This window comes from Mycobacterium sp. 852013-50091_SCH5140682 (assembly GCF_001665685.1).
Lineage (GTDB): Bacteria > Actinomycetota > Actinomycetes > Mycobacteriales > Mycobacteriaceae > Mycobacterium.
The window spans coordinates 16791-42288 of the sequence record NZ_LZTB01000052.1 but is presented as its reverse complement, the minus strand read 5'-3'; the positions used below and the strand labels follow the sequence as shown (position 1 = coordinate 42288).

At 64.2% G+C, this 25498-nt stretch carries 18 protein-coding genes; 14 read left to right on the top strand and 4 right to left on the bottom strand.

The window, feature by feature from the left end; translation table 11 throughout:
• Window positions 1-7 precede the first annotated feature (7 nt).
• From rpsR to A5784_RS16075, 6 genes are all read left to right on the top strand, one after another.
• Window positions 8-265, top strand: a complete 258-nt coding sequence (gene rpsR, locus A5784_RS16095; RefSeq protein ID WP_018603057.1) for a 30S ribosomal protein S18 — start codon at window positions 8-10, stop codon at window positions 263-265.
• A gap of 11 nt (window positions 266-276) precedes the next feature.
• Window positions 277-732 (top strand): 50S ribosomal protein L9, encoded by a 456-nt coding sequence (rplI, locus tag A5784_RS16090; protein ID WP_064945911.1) that lies wholly within the window; start codon window positions 277-279, stop codon window positions 730-732.
• 503 nt (window positions 733-1235) lie between these two features.
• A complete protein-coding gene (locus A5784_RS16085) occupies window positions 1236-4316 on the top strand; it encodes a replicative DNA helicase (RefSeq protein WP_197514771.1) in 3081 nt (1026 codons plus the stop codon).
• 346 nt (window positions 4317-4662) lie between these two features.
• Window positions 4663-4839, top strand: coding sequence for a hypothetical protein (locus tag A5784_RS38810; RefSeq protein WP_197514770.1), 177 nt, complete (start codon window positions 4663-4665; stop codon window positions 4837-4839).
• Window positions 4840-5027: 188 nt separating this feature from the next.
• On the top strand, window positions 5028-6188 hold the full coding sequence (alr, locus tag A5784_RS16080) for an alanine racemase (protein ID WP_064945909.1): 1161 nt from the start codon (window positions 5028-5030) through the stop codon (window positions 6186-6188).
• Between the two features lie 143 nt (window positions 6189-6331).
• Entirely contained in the window at window positions 6332-7834 is a 1503-nt protein-coding gene (locus A5784_RS16075; protein ID WP_064945908.1) for an APC family permease, read from the top strand.
• Between the two features lie 123 nt (window positions 7835-7957).
• Here the strand turns inward: A5784_RS16075 and A5784_RS16070 are convergent, their stop codons facing one another.
• Together A5784_RS16070 and A5784_RS16065 are read right to left on the bottom strand one after the other, a co-directional pair.
• A complete protein-coding gene (locus tag A5784_RS16070; RefSeq protein WP_064945907.1) occupies window positions 7958-9595 on the bottom strand; it encodes a PucR family transcriptional regulator in 1638 nt (545 codons plus the stop codon).
• 120 nt (window positions 9596-9715) lie between these two features.
• Entirely contained in the window at window positions 9716-10639 is a 924-nt protein-coding gene (locus A5784_RS16065; protein WP_064945906.1) for a LysR family transcriptional regulator, read from the bottom strand.
• Window positions 10640-10801: 162 nt separating this feature from the next.
• Between A5784_RS16065 and A5784_RS16060 the strand changes: the two genes are divergently transcribed.
• Genes A5784_RS16060 through A5784_RS16045 form a run of 4 tightly spaced genes read left to right on the top strand, consistent with a single transcriptional unit; the run spans window position 10802 to window position 15564 of the window.
• Window positions 10802-12031: an aminotransferase-like domain-containing protein gene (locus A5784_RS16060; RefSeq protein ID WP_064945928.1), complete on the top strand. Its 1230-nt coding sequence runs from the start codon at window positions 10802-10804 to the stop codon at window positions 12029-12031.
• Window positions 12028-12768: an SDR family NAD(P)-dependent oxidoreductase gene (locus A5784_RS16055; protein WP_064945905.1), complete on the top strand. Its 741-nt coding sequence runs from the start codon at window positions 12028-12030 to the stop codon at window positions 12766-12768. Before A5784_RS16060 ends, A5784_RS16055 begins: the two co-directional genes overlap by 4 nt.
• A gap of 31 nt (window positions 12769-12799) precedes the next feature.
• On the top strand, window positions 12800-14071 hold the full coding sequence (locus tag A5784_RS16050) for an aminotransferase family protein (RefSeq protein WP_064945904.1): 1272 nt from the start codon (window positions 12800-12802) through the stop codon (window positions 14069-14071).
• A complete protein-coding gene (locus A5784_RS16045) occupies window positions 14071-15564 on the top strand; it encodes an NAD-dependent succinate-semialdehyde dehydrogenase (RefSeq protein ID WP_064945903.1) in 1494 nt (497 codons plus the stop codon). Before A5784_RS16050 ends, A5784_RS16045 begins: the two co-directional genes overlap by 1 nt.
• A gap of 158 nt (window positions 15565-15722) precedes the next feature.
• Here A5784_RS16045 and A5784_RS16040 read toward each other — a convergent pair whose 3' ends face one another.
• Both A5784_RS16040 and A5784_RS38325 read right to left on the bottom strand, forming a co-directional pair.
• Window positions 15723-16061, bottom strand: a complete 339-nt coding sequence (locus tag A5784_RS16040) for a P-II family nitrogen regulator (protein ID WP_064945902.1) — start codon at window positions 16059-16061, stop codon at window positions 15723-15725.
• 4 nt (window positions 16062-16065) lie between these two features.
• Window positions 16066-16263, bottom strand: a complete 198-nt coding sequence (locus tag A5784_RS38325) for a hypothetical protein (RefSeq protein WP_156750597.1) — start codon at window positions 16261-16263, stop codon at window positions 16066-16068.
• A gap of 1102 nt (window positions 16264-17365) precedes the next feature.
• On the opposite strand from A5784_RS38325, the gene A5784_RS16030 reads away from it, so the two are divergent.
• From A5784_RS16030 to A5784_RS16010, 4 genes are all read left to right on the top strand, one after another.
• A complete protein-coding gene (locus A5784_RS16030; RefSeq protein ID WP_156750596.1) occupies window positions 17366-18346 on the top strand; it encodes a hypothetical protein in 981 nt (326 codons plus the stop codon).
• 75 nt (window positions 18347-18421) lie between these two features.
• Window positions 18422-18640 (top strand): SDR family NAD(P)-dependent oxidoreductase, encoded by a 219-nt coding sequence (locus A5784_RS16025; RefSeq protein WP_064945899.1) that lies wholly within the window; start codon window positions 18422-18424, stop codon window positions 18638-18640.
• 967 nt (window positions 18641-19607) lie between these two features.
• Window positions 19608-21623: a multicopper oxidase family protein gene (locus A5784_RS16015; RefSeq protein ID WP_064945897.1), complete on the top strand. Its 2016-nt coding sequence runs from the start codon at window positions 19608-19610 to the stop codon at window positions 21621-21623.
• Between the two features lie 61 nt (window positions 21624-21684).
• Window positions 21685-25263: a choice-of-anchor D domain-containing protein gene (locus A5784_RS16010; RefSeq protein WP_197514769.1), complete on the top strand. Its 3579-nt coding sequence runs from the start codon at window positions 21685-21687 to the stop codon at window positions 25261-25263.
• The last annotated feature ends 235 nt before the right edge of the window (window positions 25264-25498 follow it).

The window sequence follows — 25498 nt, the reverse complement described above, 5'->3', positions numbered from 1 at the left end:
ATAACCAATGGCCAAGTCGAATACCAAGCGGCGGCCGGCACCGGAGAAGCCGGTCAAGACCCGCAAGTGCGTGTTCTGCTCGAAGAAGGGGCAGAACATCGACTACAAGGACACCGCGCTGCTGCGCACCTACATCAGCGAGCGTGGCAAGATCCGCGCCCGCCGCGTGACCGGCAACTGTGTCCAGCACCAGCGCGACATCGCCGTCGCCGTGAAGAACGCCCGCGAGGTGGCTCTGCTGCCGTTCAGCTCGTCGACGCGGTAGAGGGGAACATCATGAAGCTGATTCTCACCGCTGAGGTGGAGCATCTGGGCGTCGCCGGCGACGCCGTCGAGGTCAAGGACGGCTACGGCCGCAACTACCTGCTGCCCCGCGGGCTGGCCATCGTGGCCTCCCGTGGTGCCGAGCGCCAGGCTGAAGAGATCCGCCGGGCCCGCGAGACCAAGGCCGTGCGGGGTGCTGAGCACGCCAACGAGCTCAAGGTCGCGCTCGAGGGTCTGGGCGAGGTGTCGCTGCCCGTCCACGCCGCCGCCGACACCGGCAAGCTGTTCGGGTCGGTCACCGCGGCCGATGTCGTCGCAGTGATCAAGAAGGCCGGCGGGCCGAACCTGGACAAGCGCACCGTCCAGCTGCCCAAAGCGCACATCAAGTCGGTCGGCACCCATCCGGTGACGGTTCGGCTGCACACCGGCGTCGAAGCCACGGTTTCGTTGAACGTGGTGGCCGGATAACAGCCACGTAGTGGCCGAGGTCTAACGACAGCGTCAAAACGCCCGGGTCGGGTCCGTCACCGGATCCCACCCGGGCGTTGCTGTACCTACCGCGAACATTATGAGTGAAAAGCTGGACAGCGAATCTAACCGGGCGTTAACCTCACCGGCCCTTGTGTGCAACACAACACGCCCGAGGTGGCAACCGATCGCGACACGCCGTGACAATTGCCATCCACAGTTGTGAACCAGGCCGTTACCGGCCTGAACTGTGCGTACGCGAACTGACTCGGCAGTAATCCACAGGTTCTCCCCAATGAGTCAACATCGCTACCCACAGATATCCCCACGCCATCCACAGGTTTGTTAACAGGCCGGGTTTCCGGGGTCGCCAGCAACGTCTACCGTAAGCTGCCGCGAGGCGTTCCACGGTTTTGTCGGAACCCTGTTTTACAGTCGCAGTACCGTTTCGAATAGACGTTCGAGCTTGTCGTCAGACAGGTCTTGAAGGGGGGTGGGAGTCCGTGGCTGTCGTCGATGATCTGGGGCATCCAGATGGACCTCCGGATATGGACGGCGCACCGCCGAGCGAGGACTTCGGCCGCCAGCCCCCGCAGGACATGGCCGCGGAACAATCGGTGCTGGGCGGCATGCTGCTCTCCAAGGACGCCATCGCCGACGTGCTGGAGCGCCTGCGGCCCGGCGACTTCTATCGCCCCGCCCACCAGAACGTCTACGACGCGATCCTGGACCTCTACGGACGCGGTGAGCCCGCCGACGCGGTCACCGTGGCAGCCGAGCTGGACCGGCGCGGCCTGCTGCGCCGCATCGGGGGAGCCCCTTATCTGCACACCCTGATCTCCACGGTGCCCACCGCCGCCAATGCCGGGTTCTACGCCGGCATCGTCGCCGAGAAGGCCCTGCTGCGCCGTCTGGTGGAAGCCGGGACGCGCGTGGTGCAGTACGGCTACGCGGGGGCCGACGGCGCCGACGTGACCGATGTGGTCGACCGGGCGCAGGCCGAGATCTACGACGTGACCGAGCGGCGCGCGTCGGAGGACTTCGTCCCGCTGGAAGATCTGCTGCAGCCCACCATGGACGAGATCGACGCGATCGCATCCCAGGGCGGCATCTCCCGTGGTGTGCCGACCGGGTTCACCGAACTCGACGAGATCACCAATGGCTTGCACGCCGGGCAGATGATCATCATCGCCGCGCGTCCCGGTGTGGGGAAAGCACTCGCGCTCGACACCCCACTGCCGACCCCCAACGGGTGGACCACGATGGGCGACGTCGGGACAGGGGAGTACCTGCTCGGGCCCGACGGCGAGCCCACGCAGGTACTCGCTGCGACCGACGTGCTGCTGGACCGGCCGTGCTACGAGGTCGAATTCGCCGACGGCACCGCGATCGTCGCCGACGCGCAGCACCAGTGGCCGACGGGCGACGGGATCCGGACGACGGTCGCGTTGCGGCCCGGCCTCCACGCCATCGCCGCGCCGGTCGCCGGAGGCGGGGCGGCGGTGTTGACGCCGGTCTGTCAGATCGTCGGTGTGCGCCGCCTGCCGAGCGTGCCGGTGCGCTGCGTGGAGGTCGACAACCCCGCGCATCTGTATCTGGCCGGGTCGGCCATGGTGCCGACCCACAACTCCACCCTCGGCCTCGACTTCATGCGGTCCTGCTCCATCAAGCACCGGATGGCGAGCGTCATCTTCTCGCTGGAAATGAGCAAGTCCGAGATCGTCATGCGGCTGCTCTCGGCCGAGGCGAAGATCAAACTCGGCGATATGCGTTCGGGCCGCATGAGCGACGACGACTGGACTCGGCTGGCGCGTCGGATGAGTGAGATCAGCGAGGCGCCGCTCTACATCGACGACTCGCCGAACCTCACCATGATGGAGATCCGGGCCAAGGGCCGACGGCTGGCGCAGAAGGCGGATCTGCGGCTTGTCGTGGTCGACTACATGCAGCTGATGAGCTCCGGTAAGAAGTACGAGTCGCGTCAGCAGGAAGTGTCGGACTTCTCGCGAAGCCTCAAGCTGATGGCCAAGGAGCTCGACGTGCCCGTGGTCGCCATCAGCCAGCTGAACCGTGGTCCCGAGCAACGCACCGACAAACGGCCGCAGGTGTCCGACCTTCGTGAGTCGGGCTGCATGACCGCGAACACGCGAATCCTGCGGGCCGACACCGGCGCTGAGGTCACCTTTGGTGAGCTGATGGCGACCGGCGAGCGTCCGCTGGTGTGGTCGCTCGATGAGCAGAAGCGCATGGTGGCGCGCCCGATGACCAACGTGTTCTACAGCGGTCACAAAGAGGTCTTCAAGCTCAGCCTGGCCTCTGGGCGCGAGGTCGAGGCGACCGCGAATCATCCGTTCCTGACGTTGGACGGCTGGGTTCCCTTGGGTGAGTTGGCAATCGGCGATCGGTTGGCGACACCGCGGCGCGTTCCCGAGCCGGTGCAGACCGAGCGCATGCATGACTCCGAGGTCGTCCTGCTCGCGCACATGATCGGCGACGGCTCCTGCGTCAAGCGCCAGCCGATCCGCTACGCCAGCGTCGATGAGGCCAACCTCGACGCGGTGGAAATCTCCGCGGCCTACTTCGGGGTGACACCGATTCGGGACGAGTACCCGGCTGCCCGCGTCACGACGATGCGGCTGCCCGCGCCGTACCGCCTGACTCATGGCAAGCGGAATCCGATCGCCGCCTGGCTGGACAAGCTCGGCCTCTTCGGCAAGCGCAGCTATGAGAAGTTCGTTCCCAAAGAGGTTTTCGCGCTACCCAACGATCAGGTGGCGTTGTTCCTGAAGCACCTGTGGGCGACTGATGGGTCGGTGCGGTGGGACGCCAAGGTCGGCCTCGGCCGAATCTATTACGCCACCACGAGCCGGCAACTGGCCGACGATGTGACGCAGTTGTTGTTGCGGGTCGGGGTGTACGCGCGGATCAAGCGCGCCAAGAAGGCGGGTTACCGCGATTGCTGGCACGTGGCTATCTACGGTGGTGAGAACCAGAAACGGTTCGTCGCGCATGTCGGTGTGCACGGTGCCCGCGGCGAGCAGGCGCGGGAAGTACTCGCGCATCTCGAAGGACTCGCGCGCAACACAAACCTCGACACTGTGCCGAAAGAGGTTTGGCAGCAGGTGAAGTCAGCGTTGGTGCGCAAGGGGATGACGCACCGGCAGTTCGCTAGCGCCATGGGTACGCAGTTCTGCGGTTCGACCATGTGGAAGCACGCGCCGAGCCGGGCACGGCTCCATCAAGCCGCAGCGCTGCTCGACGCCCCCGAACTGCATGCGCTGGCTACCAACGACGTCTTCTGGGACGAGATCGTCGAGATCACCAGCATCGGTGAGCACGATGTCTATGACGGAACTGTGCCGGGCACCAGCAACTTTGTGGCACAAGGGATTTCGGCCCATAACAGTCTCGAACAGGATGCCGACATGGTCATGCTGCTGCATCGGCCGGACGCGTTCGACCGTGATGACCCACGCGGTGGCGAAGCCGACATCATCCTGGGCAAGCACCGCAACGGTCCGACCGCCACGATCACTGTGGCACACCAGCTGCATTTGTCGCGTTTTACGAATATGGCGCGATAATGCGATTGTGCGCTGTGGCTTCTCAAGTTTTATGTCCAATTCTCAAGTGAATTGTCCAGACGATGTCCAATTGGACATTTGAGTGAGATTTTCAGGTGCCACAGCGTGTCCTAGTGAGGACCCGCACCCGCCAGGCGCATGCCGATGGCCCTGCTCGACGACAAAGACGGAGGTGCCTTTTGGAATCTCCGACTACGGCCGCCGGAATCGACTTGAAATAAGCCGTGGCGCAGGTGGATTCGCGCATTGCGTATCGACCGAATGCAGATGGTCACCAAGAGGGATGCTCCCTACGGTCGGCGCAATGCGCGTAAGCCATCGCTCGTTGCTTCCCGGAGGTGCGGCCATGCAACATCCGACACCGAAGAAGGTGGTGGTGTCGAAGGCCGCCGTCAAGGAGGCCAGTAGACGCGCCGTGAAGGCCTCGGCCGAGTTGGAGGGTCGTGCTGTACCTCCAGACCATCGACGTTCCCCGGCGGTGCAGGCCTACCTTGCAAAGCAGCAGCGGTTACCCGAGCGCTGAAGCGGCTCACGGCTCTCCGGTTACCCAGTCCCGGTTTCTCGTAGTTCACATTCTGTTGGTGGACGAGACCGCGCCTTCCACCAACTTGTCGATGGCCCTTCTTCGCATCGACGCTCATCCTGAGCCACGTGACGCCACCACTGGCCAGCAAAGGCGTCGATCGCTGGAGACGGATTTTGAGGAGGGCCATGACCCAACGCATTCCCGCCACGGGCAATGGGCAGCAATCACGGTGCATAGCAGCGGATGTCGCAGGGTTAAGAACGTGGGCGGAGGTCGATGCTGCCGCGATACGCCACAACGTTGCGATCTTGACCCCTCCCAGCAGTGCGCTGTTGGTGATGGTGAAGGGAAATGCATACGGACACGGTGCCTTTGAGGTCGCGCGCATGCTTTCGGAGCTTGGCGTTGACTGGCTCGGCGTATCTTTCGTCGACGAGGGGTTGGCGCTGCGCGCACGGACACTGGCCACCCCCATTCTGGTCACGACCGAAGCCGCCGCAGGTGAAGAGCGACGCGCAGTTGAGGCCGAGCTGGATCTCACGGTGTACAGCGCAAGCGCTATCGAGCGGCTCGCTGAAGTCAGCGCGCGCACGGGCCTGAAACCGAGGGTTCACATCAAGGTCAACACGGGACTTAATCGCGTCGGCGTGCCGCCGGCGGCGGTGGCGTCGCTGACCAGTCACGCGCTGAGTGCTGGTCTTAAGGTCCGCAGCATCTGGACACATTTTGCCGTCGCCGAGGAAACCGCGAATCCGGCTACCGAAGTCCAACTCTCCCTGCTGTTGGGAGCTGCAGCCAAGGTCGGGGTGGGTGCTGGCCGACCCTGGTTGCATGCCGCCAATACCGCCGCCATCCTGGCCCATCCGCACGCCCATCTCGACCTGGTCCGAGCAGGGATCGGCGCCTACGGTTATCTGCCTGACGATCAACTCCCGCGCGCCGACCAGTTCATTCCGGCCTTGAGTTGGCGCACGAGGGTGACTCACGTCAAGCGCCTCGCCGCAGGAGAAGGCATTTCCTACGGGTTCACTGGTCGGACCAGCCAACCCACGACGGTGGCGACCGTGCCCGTCGGCTTCGCCGACGGTTATCCGCGCAACTTGTCCAACCGCGGCCACGTCCTCATCAGTGGACAGCGACACCCCATCATCGGGACGATCGCGATGGACCAAATGATGGTCAATTGCTCGGACGCACCCGTCGCGGTCGGCGACGAGGTCACATTAATCGGCGCCCAGGATGACCAGGTCATCTCAGCCGAGGAAATCGCGACCTTGGCCGGCACGATCGTCGACGAAATTCTGTGTTCGATCCATCCGCGGGTGCCACGGCACTTCGTGAACTGAGTCCAGTGAAGTGCACATGTTGTTAGACGCACTGTGACCAGAAGACCAACAACATTGCGGTAGGGCCGCCGGTGTGACCGACGACATACTCCACAAGACAGTCGAGGCCTCCTCACTCGACGCGATCTGACCGGAGAAATCAAATGACCTCACCCCCTCCCTCGCCCACCCAAACATTCTGGGCGCAACTGTCGCGCAAACAGATTCCCAACGCACGCACTGACGACGAACCGCTGCACCGCAGCCTCGGCGTTTTCCAACTGGCGATGATCGGCGTTGGCTGCACCATCGGTACCGGAATCTTCTTCTCGCTCTCCACCGCAGTCCCCAAAGCAGGTCCAGCGGTGGTGATTTCGTTCCTCATCGCCAGTGTGGCAGCAGGTCTCGCCGCGTTGTGTTATGCCGAGCTGGCCTCGTCGATTCCCGCTGCGGGGTCGGCCTATTCCTATGCTTACGCCGCCATCGGCCAATACGCCGCCGTCGGCGTGGCCGCCTGTCTCATGTTGGAATACGGAGTCGCGACGGCCGCCTCCGCCGTGGGGTGGGCCGGCTACGTCAACCAACTGTTCAGTGATCTGACCGGAAGCGAGATCCCCTACTGGGCGCTTCACGCACCGGGATCCACCAGTGACAGTGGACAAGTCGGCATCATCAACCTGCCGGCACTGATACTGGTGGTGATGTGCACGGTTCTGCTGTTGCGCGGTGTGCGTGAGTCCATGCTCGTCAACACGATCATGGTGTTGATCAAGTTGGGTGTACTGGCGTTCTTCGTGGCGATAGCGTTCACCGCGTTCAAAGTCGGCAATTTCAGCGACTTCGCCCCGATGGGCGCGGCCGGGGTGGGCGCCGGCACGGCCACGATATTTTTCACCTTCGTGGGTATCGACGCGATCTCGACAGCCGGTGAAGAAGTGCGCGATCCACGAAAGACATTGCCGCGCGCCATTATTCTCGCATTGGGGATCGTGTTGACGATCTACATGCTGGTGGCATTCGCCGCAGTAGGAGCCCAGCAGTGGACGAAGTTCGAGGGCCAGGAAGCCGGCCTGTCGGTGATCTTGGACAACATTCTGCATCAGCGGTGGCCGGGCATGGTGCTCGCCGCCGGCGCGGTGGTGTCCATCTTCTCGGTGACTCTGGTGACCCTGTACGGGCAAACGCGCATCCTGTTCTCCATGGGTCGGGATGCGATCGTGTCCAAACGGTTCGCCTCAGTCGGCGGCAATTCGCAAGTGCCGGTGTTCAACACGCTGGCCGTCGCGCTGATCGTCGGGCCAGCAGCAGCGTTCATCCCGCTGGATGAGTTGGCCGACCTGACCAGCATCGGCACGATGGTCGCGTTCATTGCCGTCGCTATCGCCCTGATAATGGCGCGCCGCAACAGTTCGGTGAAGCCCAGCTTCTGCGTCCCGTTGTACCCGCTGACGCCCATTTTGACCGTCGTGGTGTGCTGCTATGTGCTGACCGGGCTCAGTGCCACCACGTGGACCTTCTTCGCCATCTGGATGGTGCTGACCTACGGGTTCTATCTGTGGCGCGGACGCAAGATGGACGCAGGCACGCCAGTGGCAGCGGTCAAAGATCTCAGCCCCCTCTTCGACCCGGACGCTGCCAATAAGGTCGACCCCACCCACGCACCGTGACCCGCTAAGACGCCGCACCCCCAATGCGCGCGTCCATTCCTGAGCCCCGTCGGTGGCGACCAAGTGTGGAGAGGCACCGGTCGCCACCGGCGGGGCTACCCGCTGCCGGGCGCCCAGTACTGCTCAGGAGCTGAGGCGACGCACCCGCATGCTGATATCGAGAAGCAACCGGTCTTCGTGGGATTCGAGGTGGCGGTGAGTCAGTTCCTCGATGCGGTTCAACCGATACATCAACGAATGCCGGTTCAGATGAAGGCGCCGCGCCGCCGAGGACACGTTGCCGTTCTCGGCCAGATACACGGCCAGGGTCCCTAACAGGTCCGAGCCCCGATCACGATCGGCGCGCTCAAGCGGGTCGATCACTTGGTGGGCCAGCTGAGAGGACACCGGATCGTCGGCCACCGCGTTCAACAACATCAATGACCCGAGGTCGTCTGCGCGAGCGAGGCCGCCGGGACCCAGAGTCGCCCGTGTCACCGCGACCGCAGTGCGCGCCTGCGCCGCTGCTTCGAACAGGCCGTCGAGCCGGTGAGCTCCCGCAGCCAACCCCCATGACACGCGATCGGTGAACGGCGCCAGCGCCTGATCGGCAAGTAGGACCGACAAGTCGGCTTCTCGCTGGTCCAAGCACACCAGGAGCTCGCTTTCTCGGTGCGTGGCCACGCTGGCGGGGTGGCGCAGGCGCAACCGCAACCTCTGGGCGAGGTCGGCAGCAACATAGGTACTGGCAACTCCGTCTTCGGTGGCTTCCACGAGTCCGAGCGCGACTTGAAGCGACGCGTTGAGGGGGTAGCCCAATAACGCTGATCGCGCCGCTAGTTCGTCGGTGGCGATCGACTCCGTACTGGAAGCCCACCAGATGAATTGCCCGCGGGCGCGCGAGCCGAATTCCTCTGCCGCCTCCTGTCGCAGCATCTCGATGGCACAGGCGGTGGCGCCGTGGTGCACCGCATCTTCGATGGCGGTACGTGGGGTGAGATCAGCCTCGCCAACCGGCCCCACGGCGACCACCCACCCCAACGGGTGCGTGCGCGCCTGGATGGGGGCGACCAGAACCGAGCGCTCGGCGATATCGAGGCGCTGCGTGACACCTGGCGCGACGTCGTCAAGCCGCGACAGCAGTGACCGCAGCGGGTTGTTCTGGCCGGAGGGCTCGGTCATCAAGCTAGCGGCTAAGGGCCCGTGGCCGACTACTGCGCCGCTGGCATCCAAAACCAGCGACGGCAACGCGGTGACGCCCTCCAGGGCATGCGCGATTGCCTCCACGCCGCCGGTTTGCAGCAGGGCCTGAGTGAACGCCGACGGCAGATCGTCACCACCGTCGCGATCTGGATGTGATCGGCCAACGTAAAGCATGTCGATGAGCACGCGAGAGATATCGGAGAATCGCAGTTCCCACGGGATTGTCACCAGAACCGTGCCGAGACGACTGGCGATGTCGCGGACCGTCGGCGGTATCGCGGGATGCATCGCCCCGGCGCCCACACTCAGGCAGACCGCTGCCGCGCCCGCCTGAGAGCATTGCTCAACCAGTACAGCCAGCTGCTTATCATCGCAGCCCATCCCGGTGGTGAGGACGAAATCGCCTGGGGAGACGAAATTCTCGATCGGCCATTCGATCACCGAGACCCAGGTGACGGCAGCGTCGAGATGTTCGCTGCCGGCTACCACGTAGGCTGTCGCGAGCACCTCGGCGCTGAGGCACGTGGCGACCGTCAGCCGCGTGCGCGCATCTTCGGCTCGACGGTCAAGTTGTCCCATGTCGCACCTTAAGCTCACCGACTATGCCTGCGCGGGAGATCGTCGCGGCGAACCCGTCCTCAGGGCTTGCCCGTCGCAGCTGCGAACCCGGCGTCCTGGTGGGAGATCTCTGCAGCTGTGTCACCGGGCTGGCCCGGTAGGTAGAGGCGAAGGTTCGACCGGCACGGTGAGGTGCTCGATGAAGGTGTCGCGACACGACACGACGGAGGGGCGACGCTCGGCGCCGGTGCGGCAGATCAGCGAGATGTGGCGCTGTTGGTGCGTGTCGAGCAGCATTGTCGACGTCATCGCTTGCCCGGCGTCGCGGACCAGCAGGTCGGGCAGGAAGGCCGCGGCCAAGCCCGCCTGCACCATCGTGAGGTGAAACAACAAGTCTGCGGATTCGTAGGCGACGTCGGGTTCGAATCCGTGGCGGTGGCACCACCGTCGCGTCCACGCGTTGGCCTCGGTCCCGCTGGGCTCAAGCACCCAGCGCACCCTCCGCAGGTGTTCTAGGTCGTCAACTGCGGTGCCGGCGGGCAAGTACGCGCGGATGGGATCCTGGATCAACAGATCGGCATGCAGATCGGCGGGCATCGCCTCCGAGATGCCCGGATAGCTGTCGGCGACGAGCACGTCGATGCGCCGCGAGGACAGCAACAACAATCCGTCTTCGGGCTCCACCTGCTGGTAGCGGACGTCGAGGGCCGGATGACGCGCGGTGAGTGTGCCGATCACTTGCGGCACGATGAGACGACTGATGGTCGTGAAACCGGCCACCCGAAGCCTGCCGCGGACTTCGGTGTCGTTGGCGGCCAGGTCGCTTTCGGCGCGTTCGAGGATCTCCAGCACATCCTCGGCGTGGCGGACCAGTTCGGATGCCGCTGCCGTGAGTCGCACCCCTCTGCCCACCTTCTCCAACAGCGGTACCCCGGCTTCTTTTTCCAACACTCCTAACTGCTGGGACACGGCCGAATGGGTGTACGACAACGACCGCGCCGCGGCGGTGATGCCGCCACGCAACTGGACCTCGCGCAGCAGCATCAGGCGGTGGACGTCGAGCACGCTCTCATCACCCCTTTCGGGTCGGCGCATGTCGACCGACACGGCGGCTCGCTGGCACGTGGCGTGTTCTAGGCGCAACACACGTCAGCAAGCATGACATGTTTTCGTCAAAAACCGTCGCTTTTGTTTAGGTGAACGCCTTCGTAGCGTGATGTGCACAACATGCCCAACCAGTTGGAGGACCACATCATGAGCGACGGCCACCTTCCGCTCGCTGATCGCGCATCCGGCCTCGTCGGCTCGATCATCGACTCGTCGACCGCCCTGCTGGCACGCCAGACCCATGACATCGTGCGGTTCGCGATGGGCGCCCCCAGCGACGACCTCATCCCGGTCGCGCTGCTCGACGAGTACTCCGCGCGCGCGGTGGCCGGCAAGTACGCCTACGGGCAGAGCGAAGGCGAACCGGCGCTGGTCGAACAAATCGTCAAACTGCAAGCCGAACACGGGATCACCACCACCGACGACCGCATCACCGTCACCACCGGCGGGATGCAAGGTCTCGATCTGGCGTTCAAGCTGTTCGTCGATCCCGGTGACCTCGTCATCGTGGAGGGGCCGACCTACACCAACGGCAACGCCACCGCACTTTCCTACGGCGCCGACCTGCTTCAGGCGCCGCTGGACGACGAGGGTCTCGTCGTCGAGGCGCTCCCCGAACTGGTGACACGCGCCGGCCGCACGCCCAAGGCGATCTACACCATCCCCAACTTCCAGAACCCGTCGGGAGTGACCCAGTCGCAAGCTCGGCGGGAGCGCCTACTCGAGCTGGCCGAGCAGTGGGGGTCGGTCATCATCGACGACGACCCCTACGGGTTACTGCGCTTCGACGACAGCGCGGTTCCCACCTTCACCCAGCTCGATCCCGGTAATGCGCGGGTATTCTCCGTGCGCACGTTCTCCAAAATCCTGGCTCCTGGCCTGCGCATCGGCTGGGTGGATGGCGACCCCAGCCTGCAACCGCTGCTTATCAACGCCAAACAGGCCATGGATACCTGCACCAGCGTGCCCACCCAGCAGACGGTGACCGACTTCCTCGCCGGTGGCCATCTGCGTCCCCACCTGGACCGGGTCCTGGGCCTCTACCGGGACCGCAGGGACGCGATGCATGCCGCGCTGAACCGACACTTCGGCCCGACCGTGCAGGCGACCCATCCCGACGGTGGATTCTTCCTCTGGATCACCTTCACCGACAGCACCGTCGACACCCAAGCACTGTTCGAGACCGCACTGGCCGAAGGCGTGGCCTACATCCCCGGTCCGGCGTTCTCGGTCAACGATGACTTCCACAACTCGCTGCGGCTGTGCTTTGCCACCTCCACACCGGAGCGCATCGATGAAGGCGTCGGCCGCCTCAAGCGGGCCGTGGACGCCGCCGGAGCAAAACGATGAGCCGCCGCTCCGCAATCGTCACCGGTTCGACCTCGGGCATCGGACGCGCCATCGTCGCACGCCTGCACGCCGACGGCTTCAACGTCGTTGTCACCGGCCGCGACGCCGCGCGAGGCCACAGCGTGTGCAACGACTTGGGTGAGCACGCCACATTCGTGGGGCTCGATCTCACCCGCGACGGTGCGGCCGCCGAGTTGGCCGAAGCGGCCCTGCACCGATTCGGCCGTATCGACGTGGTGGTCAACAACGCCGCCCAGGACCACACCGGGGATCTCCTCGACGTACCCGTCGACGAGATCCGCCACGCCTTCACCGTCAACGCCATCGCACCCATCACCGTCTTGCAGGAAACCGCTAAGCGCATGGACCGCGGCGGCGCCATCATCAACATCAGCTCCCGGCTGGCGTCGATCGGCGTGCCCACTATGAGCATCTACAGCGCCACCAAAGGCGCAATCAACGCGCTCACCATTGCCGCCGCCGTCGAACTGGCCGACCGCAACATCCGCGTCAACGCCGTCGCCCCCGGCATGACCCGCACCCCGCTCTATGACGCCTGGCTCGCCGACCAGGACCACCCGACAGAAACCGAGCGCGACGTGCTCGCCGGGATCCCCCTCAAACGCCTCGCGATGCCGGGCGACGTCGCCGCTGCGGTCAGCTTCCTGGCCTCCGAACATGCGGCCTACATCACCGGCGTCTGCATCCCGGTCGACGGCGGCTACACCGCCCGCTAACCACGAAATACTCTGAAAGGCAGCAATTCTCATGACCACTGACCCCACAGTCCTCGACGGGCCCGCGCTGTGGCCCGCCCAAGCCCACGTCCCCTCCATCCTCGGACGCCAGATCGTCATCGACCGCGGCGAAGGCTGCTACGTGCACACGACCGATGGTCGGCGCCTGTTCGACGGCACCGCCGGCCTGTGGCACGCCAACATCGGCCACGCCCATCCCGCCCTTGCCGCTGCGGCTCACGACCAGATGCTCAAACTGGAGACCTACCACATCTTCGCGCGGTTCGTAAACGATCAGGCCCTGGTGCTGGCCGAGCGCCTGGCCGACCTCTCACCCATCGACGACGCGAAAATCATTCTGAACTCCGGCGGTTCCGACGCCATTGACGTCGCCTGCAAGCTCGCCCGGCGGCACTGGCAACGCGCCGGCCGCACCACCAAGACCACCATTCTCAGCCGCGAGCATGCCTACCACGGCCTGCACGCCTACGGGACGAGCATCGCCGGACTGGAGTTCAACCGCGAAGGCTACGGCACCGAATCGCTGGTCCCCGAGACCCGCCGAGTACCGGTGCACGACATCGACGCTCTCAAAGGCACCATCGCCGAGCTGGGCGCCGAGAACATCGCGGCCATCGTGACCGAACCGATCCAAGGCACCGGCGGCGTCAACCCGCCGGTGCCCGGCTACTTGCAGACCCTGCAGCAATTGTGCCGGGAGAACGACATCCTCGTCATCCTCGACGAGGTGATCACCGGCTTCGGTCGCACCGGAAAGATGTTCGCGGCGCAGCGATTCGGACTACATCCCGATCTCATCACCTTCGCCAAAGGCGTGACATCCGGATACGCGCCCCTCGGCGGTGTCATGGTCGCACCGCACATCTGGCAGCCGTTCTACCTCGACGACCGCGCGACCCCGATCTTCCGGCACGGTGCCACCTACGCCGGTCACGCCACCGCCTGCGCCGTCGCCCTAGCTCACCTCGACATCCTCGAACGCGACCAGCTCCTGCCGCGCGTCACCGAATTGGAGCGCTTGCTGGCCGAGCAGCTCAACCAGCTTGCCGCCCGACGCCGCAGCGTCACCGACGTGCGTGTCGGAGGGTTCCTCGGCGGGGTGACCCTGACCGACGGCATCTCCGCCGAAACTGTCGCCGACAAACTGATCGGCCACGGATTCATCTCACGACCGTTGCGTGGCAACACACTTCAGATCAGCCCGCCCTTCATCACCACCAACGACGAACTGACGCATTTTATCTCGGCCATCGACCACGTCCTCGAAAGGGAGGAAGCCTAGTGAACACCTCCGTGAGTGCCCGCAGTCCGCTCGCCGAACCCACTCAACACGTTCTCGACGCCGCGGCCGCCGTCGTGGACACCTTGACGGTGCCATCCAGTGACCGCCGAATCGAGGTCTGCAACCCCGCCACCGGACGCGTCATCACCACCGTGCCCGACTACGACACCGCACACGCTGTGGCAGCCGTCACCACCGCCGACGGTGCCGGTCCCGAATGGGCCGCGCGCACGTCACGCCAGCGCGCCGACATTCTCCGGCGCTGGTACGACCTCATCATCGAGCACGCGGAGAAACTCGCACTGCTCATCACCCGCGAGATGGGCAAGCCGCTGGCCGAAGCCCGCGCCGAAGTCGTCTACGGCAGCGACTTCGTGCGCTGGTACGCCGAAGAGGCAGTCCGCCCGGGCGGCAACGTCCGTGACGTTCCCACCGGTGGCGCAACCCTGCTCACCCGCCGCGCACCCGTCGGTCTGTCGGTGTTGATCACCCCGTGGAACTTCCCGCTGGCGATGGCCACCCGCAAAATCGCCCCCGCTCTCGCCGCCGGATGCCCGGTGCTCATCAAACCCGCGACGCTGACACCGCTGACCACCTTCTACGTCGCCGACCTAGCCCGACAGGCGGGGGTGCCCGCTGACCTGATCCAGGTCATCACGACCACCAACGCCTCGGCGTTCAGCTCCACGGTCCTGTCTGACCCCCGGGTCCGAAAGGTGTCGTTCACCGGCTCCACCGGTGTCGGCACAGCCTTACTCGGGCTCGCTGCACACAACGTGCTGCGCTCGTCGATGGAACTCGGCGGCGACGCCCCGCTGATCGTGTTCGACGACGCCGACTTGCAGCGCGCAGTCGAAGGCGCCTACGCCGCCAAGATGCGCAACGGAGGACAGTCCTGCATCGCTGCCAACCGCATCTTCGTCCAAGACGGCATCGCCGACGCGTTCACCGAAGCGCTGGCTGAGAAGATGGCCGCCGCCCGGGTCGGCGACGGCCTCGCCGACGACGTTTCACTGGGCCCGCTGATCGACGACCGCGCAGTGTCGGCCATGCAGCACCTCGTCGATGACGCCGTCACCCACGGCGCCACGGTGCGCACTGGCGGTCACGCCATCGACGGACCGGGGCACTTCTTCGAGGCCACCGTGCTTGATGAGCTGCCCAGTACCGCCGAAATAGCCGCCACCGAAATCTTCGGGCCCGTCGCGGCAATCCAGCGGTTCAGCTCCCAAACCGAGGTCATCAGCCGCGCCAACGCGACCCAGTACGGCCTTGCCGGTTACGTATTCACCGAGAACCTCGACCGCGCCCTCAACGTCGCCGACGCACTGCACACCGGTCTGGTCGGCATCAACCAAGGTGTGCCGTCGAACGCCGCAGCACCCTTCGGCGGCATCAAACAGTCCGGACTCGGCCGGGAGGGCTCCGCCGAAGGACTCGACGAATACCAGGAGATCCGCTTCTACAACATCGCCCGCCGCGACACCCACTGACAATCCACCGACCACTGACCGAAGGAACAACCATGCGCATCAGGTCCCAAGACACATCTGTCACTTGGGCTTTCGGCATCGGCATGCGCTCGCCCCCGCGGTGCAGTTCCTCATTGACTGGCGACCACGCGAACCGATTGGCTGTGCCGGTTACACCGTCACAGGGCTTCGTGTCCGCGCTCGCCGGTGCGCACGCGGACCAACGACTCGACGGGCGTGACCCATACCTTGCCGTCGCCGATCTTGCCGGTGCGCGCGGCGCCGACGATGGCCGCGGCCACGGCGTCGACCTGTTCGTCGTCCACCACAACGTCGATGCGTACCTTCGGAACGAAGCCGACCTCGTACTCGGCACCCCGGTACACCTCGGTGTGTCCCTTCTGGCGCCCATACCCCTGGGCCTCGGAGAAGGTTAGGCCGTGCACGCCGGCCTCGTCCACGGCGGTCCGAATGTCTGTGACCGTAAACGGCTGCACGACTGCGGTTATGAGCTTCATGGCGTCAGGCCTTCACTCCTTCGACCTTCATACCATCGAGTCGGCCGCTGACAACGGCTTCGTCAGGGTAGGCCTCCTCGAGGTGTGCGCCGATGTCGCCCCGTTCCAAGATCTCCTCCGGCGCACGCAGTTTCATGAACAGGCCGAGAACCTTCAGGATCGCGCAGGATTCCGGACTGGGGCACTCAGGTCCTGGTGGCATGTTGCTCTGAGGCTGTTGGCGCCCAAAGCTTTTCTTGGATAGACGGCAGTCCAGACCAGTGACCGCTAAATGCGTTGGTCTCGCCATTTGGACTATTGAAAACGGTGGGCCAGGCGGATGAGAATTGGGTCGTCGACACACCTGCCGGTAAAGGACCGCAGGAGTCGCCATGTACGTCGTTTCGCTTCGTTGCCGAAGCTGCCGCGCATTTGGCCGCAATCCGCTGCTTGGCTGGACCGACCGGGTCGAAGCGTGCGTGATCGTGTTCGCAGTCCTGGTAGCGCTGGCCGCGACTGCGGTCTGCGCGGTCGCCGGCGCCCGGGGCGGTGAAGTTCAGGTCGTTCGGACCGACTGGGTCGGCAGAGGCCGTGCGGTGAAAGCCGGTGACCGCAGCAACATCTGGGTCATTGACGGTAGCGCGAGCCACACTAACTGGCCGGCGTTGTCGCCTTGGGCAGAATCCCCGCGACTCGGCACTGAGCCTGGACTGCTTGCGCGTGGACGTCATGCTGGACGGAGGCGGCGCGACACCAGTCGCGCGCTGCCTCCCCGCACGCGTGCTCGACCCCGCCGCCCATCGAACTTGCCATCGTGACGGTTACGCAACTCTCGCCGGATCGAACAGGGCTCGACGAGTGGCTCGCGATGGCCCATACCATCGCGCCCGCTGCAATCACAACGACGAAAATGCCGCTCACAACCCACATGGCACGGCGCTCGCGAGGCGTGAGCGGGTCAGTTGGTGGGGTCTTGCCTGTGTTGACCGTCGGCGGCTCCTTCCTCCGGCGAAGTCGATCGATCAACAATAGGGGCACCGCTGCCCGGTTGGCACGCTCGCGACCTCGTCGATCGGAGCCATTGAGGAAGGTGCTGCGCACGCCCGGCGAGGTTTCGCGGCAGCGCTCTGCCAGGCTGACACGCCCGGGTAGTTCGCGGTGCTCGGCTGATTGAGTTGCCAAGCGCCGCGGTCGAGCCGCAGCAGCGGGCATGCGTCGCGTGACGCGTCGACGGCGCCAACGGCTCATGTGACCGTGTGCAAAGCGGGACCGTGTGATTGCGTGAGAAGGTCGTGATGTCGGTGCCTGGTGGAAGGCTGCGTTGCATGGGCATCACATCTTCAGAGCAAGTGCATATTCCACCTGGGCCAGCCGATACCAGGTACACCCTTGCGAGTCTGGCGCGACTCGCGCTGATGAAAGGCGCATTGGCGCTTTTCGATGACGTTGTGAAGCTTCTTGACCCCAGGAACGCCGACGACGTCTTCTACCGAGTGCAAGACTTGGAGGACCACGTCCGCTATTTGAACGACATGGCGGCCGTGCTCGAATTTGAGGCCGACGGCGATTCTTTGAACCTCGGCACGCACCCACTGGAAAATGCCGAACTCGGTCCTGCCATACGCGCATGGCGCAAAACGGTCGAACGCCCGTGGTGCGTTGTTGATGACTGCGCAGATCCTGAATACGCTGCCCCACGGATCGATACAAATCTTCCCGACGGTGCGTCCGACCCCGACGGAACGTGTGACGAACTAGAAGACTGGTGCGAACAGCACCTTCCCAACTCGAACGGGACCACAGTGTCCTCAATCATCCAATTGCACACCGCAGAGACCGAAGCAGCTAGTGTCGCTCGACACGGCCATTTCCTGGAGACATCCGAGGACGCAACGCCATGGGAGTGGGCGGCCCATCGAGCCCGCATGCAACGCATCAGCGCCGTGGCGTTCGGGCCCGACACAGGTGGTCATACATCCAGCGACCTGCTCGGATCCGACGAGATACCCCCTTCCCGCTACGGCGGACCGGTGTTCGATCTGTGGTCCGAGATCGCCGAACGAGTGAACTTGCGCGACGAGCAGTTGGGCGCACTGACGGCACGGAGGCCAATGTCAGTCACGAAAGATGTTGTGGTCCTTGGGGACCCGACGGAGGCGGGTACCGAGTACCTCAACCGCGACGCGAGCCGCAGGATCGTGAGCACGGCTATTGCGGAGACCGTCGGGTGCCAGCACCGTGTGAGGGTGGCATCGGTGGCGGCGTTCAACCACTGGCAAAATGAACGCGCAAAACCCCCGTTCTGACGCCGTGAAGTTAGACAGTGCTTGAGGGCACTTGCAGGTGCGAGCGTATGGTTCCGCTGCCCTAACATCTCTTCTGTGGCCGGCAGTTTCGCTGCCGCGACCACCGCGGGCTACAACGCGACGAAGTTCGGCGTGACCGCGTTCACCGAGGCACTGCGGCAGGAGTACGCGCAACGTCACCTGCGTGTGTCCGTCGTCGAGCCAGGCCGGGTGGACACCGAGCTGTTCGACCATCGCGAGGGCTCGGCGCGGCCGTCGTCGAGGCATCACCGTCTCCCACCACATCAAGCGTGACCGGACCACCAATGTCCCTGTCCGCCCATATCAATCGCCAGCTCACACTGACACGGCCCATGTCCGGCCACGGCAGAATGGTCGGAGCAGTGTTCTTGGTAGAGTTGTTCTCCAGCCCGAGTGTCGGCTCAGGGAATCAGCGGAGAATCCGGGCAGTAGACACCACAATTCAACCGGTGCCACCACCACGTCGAACCAACGGCCTCGCTGTGGTCAATACCCCGAGACTAATTGAGTGGTCACGCGGTGAGACAAACGACGAATCCTCAAGGACGGAGCTGTGATTAATGGCCAGTGCCCGTGAGAATCTACAGATGTGTTGTTGTGTCTCACAATCGATTTCATCTTTTTACGATCGATTGCTTCTCAGACGCGAGGACCGCAAAGGCCTGGTCATTTCGGCCTGTTGGTGGGGCTGGTGATGGGGAATGCAGCGTTGCGTGAGACAAACTCCGGTGCAGCCAGCGTGAGACGAATCGAATAGTCGCAGGTCAAAGACGTGACTAGATGCAGCCCAGCGTGAAACCTACATGCGGCGGCTTGCTGTTGTTGCTGAAGTCTTTCGAGACGTGGAAAACCTGCCCGGCGATTTCGTGCCCTTCGCAATCAAATACCTTTGCAAGTGAAATGATGATCTGCTGGCACCGCAAAGGCTTTCGCAGCTCGTGCCCGTCAACCGACCGATATGGTGACTGATCCTTTTCAGCCGCGAACTCAAATCTGTTCATTGATTGTGTAGTTGCTGTGAGTGACTGCTGACAACCCAGGCCGCAATTCGAGTAGTGAACTACGCGTGGCCTCGACGTCCGCTGGTGTCAGAGTTGCCCTTATCGCGTAGTGGCCGGCACCTGAGCACGACCGGTCACGACGATGCACAGCCAACGAATGGCTCGCGCTGCTGAGGGGACTGTGCCAGGACAGCTGTCCTATAACCCGGGCGATGCACGAACAAAAGGATGGGCATCCGATGCACGCAACCAAGCTTTCCAATCAGATCGATCCTCCGGACAACCCATGGGATCCGGGAACGCCGTTGCGGCCCTTCGTCACCCCGTTGGCAGTGCTACAGCCCGTCAAGATGAGCGACGCGATCACGATCGACATCGCGGCGACGACCGCGCTGATCCATCCGGACCTGCCCGAAATCGCGGCGTGGGGCTACGGCGTGCCGGGCGGGGTGACATCTCCCGGGCCACTTCTGGAAGCCGCTGCCGGCAATGCCACCACCGTGACGTGGCGGAATCGTCTGGACGCCAGTCTGTACCAGCGCGATCCGAACCGGCCGGTACCAACCCTGCCGTTCAGCACGGCCGTCGTCGATGATCCCGACGGGGACAACGACTCGGTTCAGAATTACCTCGGCAGTGAGGGAGGTGTGCCCGAGAAGATGCCGTTGGCGCCATTGGGTTGGACCAGCACGCATCTTCACGGCGGTCATTCGGCCTCTGATGCTGACGGCTGGCCGGAGAACATGATACCCGCTGGCGGCCAACAGGTTTCGTTCTATGCCAACACCTACGACAATGTCGACATCGCGCTGGGCAAGGTCGGAGCGCTGCTTTGGTATCACGACCACGCGATGAACGGAACCCGCTACCACGTGTATTCGGGTCTGGCCGGCGGCTACATCCTGCGCGATCAGGCCGAACGCGACCTGGGTCTGCCAACCACTCCCGAAGAAGGCGAGGTCGTGGCGATAATCCAGGACCGCAACATCGACGCCGTGGACGGGCAGATTAGGTTCCTGCACAAGACCACTCCGGATACCGGCGAGTTTTTCGGGCCGCTTACCTTGGTGAATGGAAAGCTGTGGCCACAGCTTTCGCTCCGGCCGGCTACCTACCGGCTGCGACTGCTCAACGGGTCCAACGCCCGTGCCTACCGGCTGCACTTGGTGACTGTCGATCGTTCGTCGACCGGGGACCAACCGCCAGAGGTCAGAGTGCACCACGATGTACTGCGGATCATCGGCTCCGACGGCGGACTGCTGTGGAAAGCGGCCCCGGTCGCCCCGAGGTCGGCACTGACGTTGGCTCCGGCCGAGCGGCTCGATGTGCTGGTCGACCTGTCCGGTTTCGCCCCGGGTACACAGGTGTATTTGATCAACTCCGCGGAGGCACCGTTCGGGGGCGGAAAGGTCCCGACGCCTGCGCAGCTGAACAGGCTGTGGCACAAGGGCGATCGTCCTGGCCGCAATCCGTTTCCGTGGGTGCTGCGCCTCGACGTCGATCCGGATGCCGAGTTGCGCGGCATGGATCAGCCTGCCAGCGCGTTCGACGGCGTCGAGCTCAACGCCGCATACCGGCGCACGGTGCATGGTCTGACCCCGCACCCGGCCCATGACGCCGCGCCCGAGATTTCAATCGAGGGACACGAGCACCACCTGATCCTGTTGGCCGAAACCGATCCGCCGGGGCACCTCTACGTCCAGGAGCTTGTCGAGGATGCCGACGGCGACATCGCCCTACGGCTGCCCACTGACACCGAAACCAAGAAGTACCGCGTCGACGGATGGATGGTCGGGGACCAGACATCTTCGGAGACACGGGTTGCGTTTGACGACCACGTCGGCATACGACCCCAACTCGGTCAGTGGCAGGTCTTCCGGTTCATCAACACCACAGGTGACACTCACCCGCTGCACATCCACCAGTCACAGTTCCAGCCGCTGGGGTCCGCGGCAGGTCAGATCGCATATGCCGACGCCATGGGCAACAACATTTACGACCCGGCATCCCGGACCGCCACCGCTCCGCTGCTGCCCCTGCCGGACCCGGGTCGCAGCTACGACACTGCGGAAATCACCGGTTGGAAAGACACCATCCGGGTCGATCCGGGCAACGTGGTGCTGGCCATCAGGTTCGACGTCCCAGGCCGCTACGTCTACCACTGCCACGTCCTCGAGCACGAGGACACCCAGATGATGCGGCCGATCGTCGTGACCGTGGTGCCCATGGACGACGGCACACCGATGCAGATGTGAGCTCACCGTCGATCGGTGACCCCCTCGCAACCACAGACCAGGAATGAGAAAGGAGTTGACCATGGCGAATAAGTGGAAGCTCATCAGTGGGTTGCCAGCGGGGCTGACCCCTGACACGATGCTGCTGCTGTCCGACGGATCGGTGCTTGTTCACAACACCAGTGGTGCTGAGTGGTGGCGGCTGACGCCCGACGGCGCGGGTCAGTACGACACCGGCGCGTGGGGCGGCCCCTTCACGATGGCCAACACCAGGCAATTTTTCGCCTCCGGGGTGCTAAGGGACGGTCGCGTGTTCGCGATCGGCGGGGAATACTCCGACGCGGGCAACGACACCCCGCTGGCCGAGATCTTCGATCCGTTGACCAACACGTGGTCGTCCATGAACAAGCCGAGCCCCGCCTTCGACGCGATCAATGGCGACGTGTCCGCCTGCATCCTGGCCGACGGGCGCGTTCTGTGCGGCGGGCTCAGCAGCAACGTATCGGCGATCTGGGATCCCGTGCTCGACACGTGGACGATAGCGGGAACCGCATTCGGCACCGCTGCGACGAATAAAGACGAAGGCAGCGACGAGGAGACGTGGACGCTGTTGCCGGACGGCACCGTGCTGACGGTCGACATCTCGTCCCCACCCCGGACCCAGAAATACGATCCCGGCAGTGACACATGGGTTCCGGCGGACTCGTCTCCGGCCACACTCACGCAGCAGCTAGCGCTCATGAGTCTCCAGAACAACGCCACCCCGCCGGTCAGTGTCAACATCAGCGAGATCGGTCCTGCGGTCGTGTTGCCCAACGGGCGCCTGTTCGCGATCGGTGCGACGGGGCACACCGCGCTGTACATACCCCCGGGGAGTCCTGCCCAACCCGGGTCGTGGGCCGCCGGACCGGACCTCCCGCCCGACACCAGCGGCAACAACTTCAACAGCCCCAACGGCAACATCCAGACGGCGATCGACGCACCGTGCGTTCTGCTGCCGGGCGGCAAGGTTCTGCTGGTCGCCGGGAACACGGTGGCTGAGAAGAACGCGACCCAATTCTGGTCGAACCCCTCGATCGTGTATGTCTACGACCCCGCGACCAACGCGACGCCGGTAGCGCTGGACAAGCAACCCACCAACAACACCACCGACACGTGGCAGACACGGTTTTTGTTGCTGCCGACGGGACAGGTCCTGTTCAGCTCCGAAGAGGCGGGGAAGCTGAGCATACTGACTCCCGATGCGGCGCTGGTCGCGCCCGACCCCAGCTGGCGGCCGACGATCACGTCCTGTCCGACGTCGATGGCGGTCGGGCACCATTACAAGCTTTATGGGACGCAGCTCAACGGCCTCTCCCAAGCGTGTGCGTACGGTGATGACGCCCAGATGGCCACCAACTTCCCGATAGTCCAGCTGACCATGGGCGCCTCCGTCCACTACGTACGCAGCTTTGACTTCTCGACGCTCGGAATAGCCACCGGCCCCGCCGTCCATAGCACGCTGATTGACATTCCGGCGTCGTTGCCCACCGGTAGTTATGAGTTGCGCGTGATCGCCAACGGCATTCCGTCCGATCCGGTCACCGTCACCGTTGCAGCGCAACTGCCACAGATCGCGGTTGCTCTTGAGGACGATCTCGACTTCGCTACGGTATGCGCCGGCGGCCGGGCCTATCGGACGCTGACGGTATTCAACGTTGGCAACGCCGACCTGATCGTCGATACGGTATCGAACATCGCTGGGTCTGCTGATTTCACGGTCTTGCCGAATCCCGCGACGCCGTTGACGATCGAGTCGGGCGACGAGGTCGATTTCACAATCGAGTTCACGCCGACAACGTCGGCTTTTGAGACGGCGACGATCCGGATCACCAGCAACGACCCCGTTACGCCGAATCTCGATGTGGACGCCACCGGTATCGGTAGCGCGCCTGCTCTTGAGCTCGCTTTCCCCGATGCCGGGCAATTCGGGAAAGTCTGCTTGGGCTCATTCGTGGACCGCGACCTCGTACTGAACAATCGCGGGCCGTGCGATTTGCAGATCCTGGCAATCAGCTCGTCGTCGCCAGACTTCGTTCCCCCCGGGGTTTTTTCTTATCCTCTCGTCGTTGCCGCCGGCGATTCCATCGAGTTGCCGATTCGCTTCCAGCCAACAACCATCGGGTCGAAGTCGTCGACGATCTCGGTTCTGAGCAACGACCCGACCGGGCCCAAAACCGTGGTCGTGTCGGGCACAGCGCCGGCGCCGAGGTTGACGCTGATGGTCCCTGGCGCTGGAGATTTCGGTGAGGTTCGCCTAGGCAAGTTCACCGACCGGGACCTCGTCATCAACAACCAAGGGTCATGTCAGCTGACGATCACCGGCATTGTCTCGTCCGCGCCGACCTTTGTCCCACCACAGGTAGCCAGCTTGCCGCTGGCGGTCGAGGGCGGTGGCTCCGTCGAGGTCCCGATCCGCTTTCAGCCGACAAACCGAGGAGCCGCGGCTGCGACACTGACGATCTTCAGCAATGATCCGAGCAGCCCGGCCGTCGTCGGTGTCAGCGGTACCGGCTGGCCGCCCCTGCCGGTGGCGGGCACCGCCCTCGAAGGCTTCCGGCTCAGCAATGACAGTCAACATGTCTTCTTCACCGGCACCGACAAGTTCCTGCACGAGCTCGATATCGCGGCTGGCTCCGTGTGGGCGGACCACGATCTGACCACCTTGGCCAGCGCGGTGCCTCCTAGCCCGACCACAGCCCTGGCTGGCTTCCGGCTCAGCGACGACAGCAAGCACGTGTTCTTCATCGGCACCGACGGCGACGTCTATGAGTATTACTTCACCGCCGCCGAAGGCTGGGTCTACAACGACGTAACCGCACTAGCGCGCGCCGTGGCGCCTGTCGCCACCAGCGAACTGACCGGCCACGCACTCGGTGACGACAGCAAGCACGTGTTCCTTGTTGGCACCGACGGCCATGTGCACGAACTCTTCATAGGCTCCAGTGGGCGATGGGCGGACAACGACCTGACCGCTCTGGCCGGCGGAGCGACACCCCGTCTGACCACGACGCTGACCAGCCACCGGCTCGGTGACGACAGTCAGCATGTGTTCTTCATCGGGACCGACGGCCATGTGCACGAGCTCTTCATCGGCTCCGGTGCCGGCGCGAGCTGGGCGGACAATGACCTGACCGCTCTGGCCGGTGCGATGTCACCCAATCCGGCCACGGCGCTGACCAGCTACCGGCTCGGTGACGACAGTCAGCATGTGTTCTTCATCGGGACCGACAGTCATGTGCACGAGCTCTTCATCGGCTCCGGTGCCGGCGCGAGCTGGGCGGACAATGACCTGACCGCGATGGCCGGCGCCGTGATATCTACGCCGGGCACCGCCCTGACCGGGTTCCCGCTCGGCAATGGCAGTCAGCATGTGTTCTTCATCGGCGCCGACAGTCACGTGCACGAGCTCGACATCGACTCCGGCGGGAGTTGGGCGGACCACGACCTGACCACCCTCGCCGGCGCGGTGCCACCCATCCCCGCCACTGGCCTGACCGGCTACCCGCTGGGCAACGACAGCAAGCATGTGTTCTTCATCGGCGCCGGACATCACGTTCATGAGCTCTTCTTCACCGCCGGTCCGGGGTGGGTCGACAACGATCTGACGGCGCTCACATAGCGGGTCCACGCCGGCAGCGACGGAGCGCGTTTCGGCCATGGCGAACCGAGAAGTGCGGACAAACTGAACGGAAATCCCTTGGGCGCGGGCGAAAAGGTGGTGCTGGGGCCCGGTGCCACGCTGCTGGGAGGTGACCCGATCACCTGCGGGGTACGGGGCGATCAAGTGGCGTGCGAGCTGATCCGCGAATTCTTCCAAAACCGCTGTGGCCCAACGGCACAACGCCCAGTGCCCC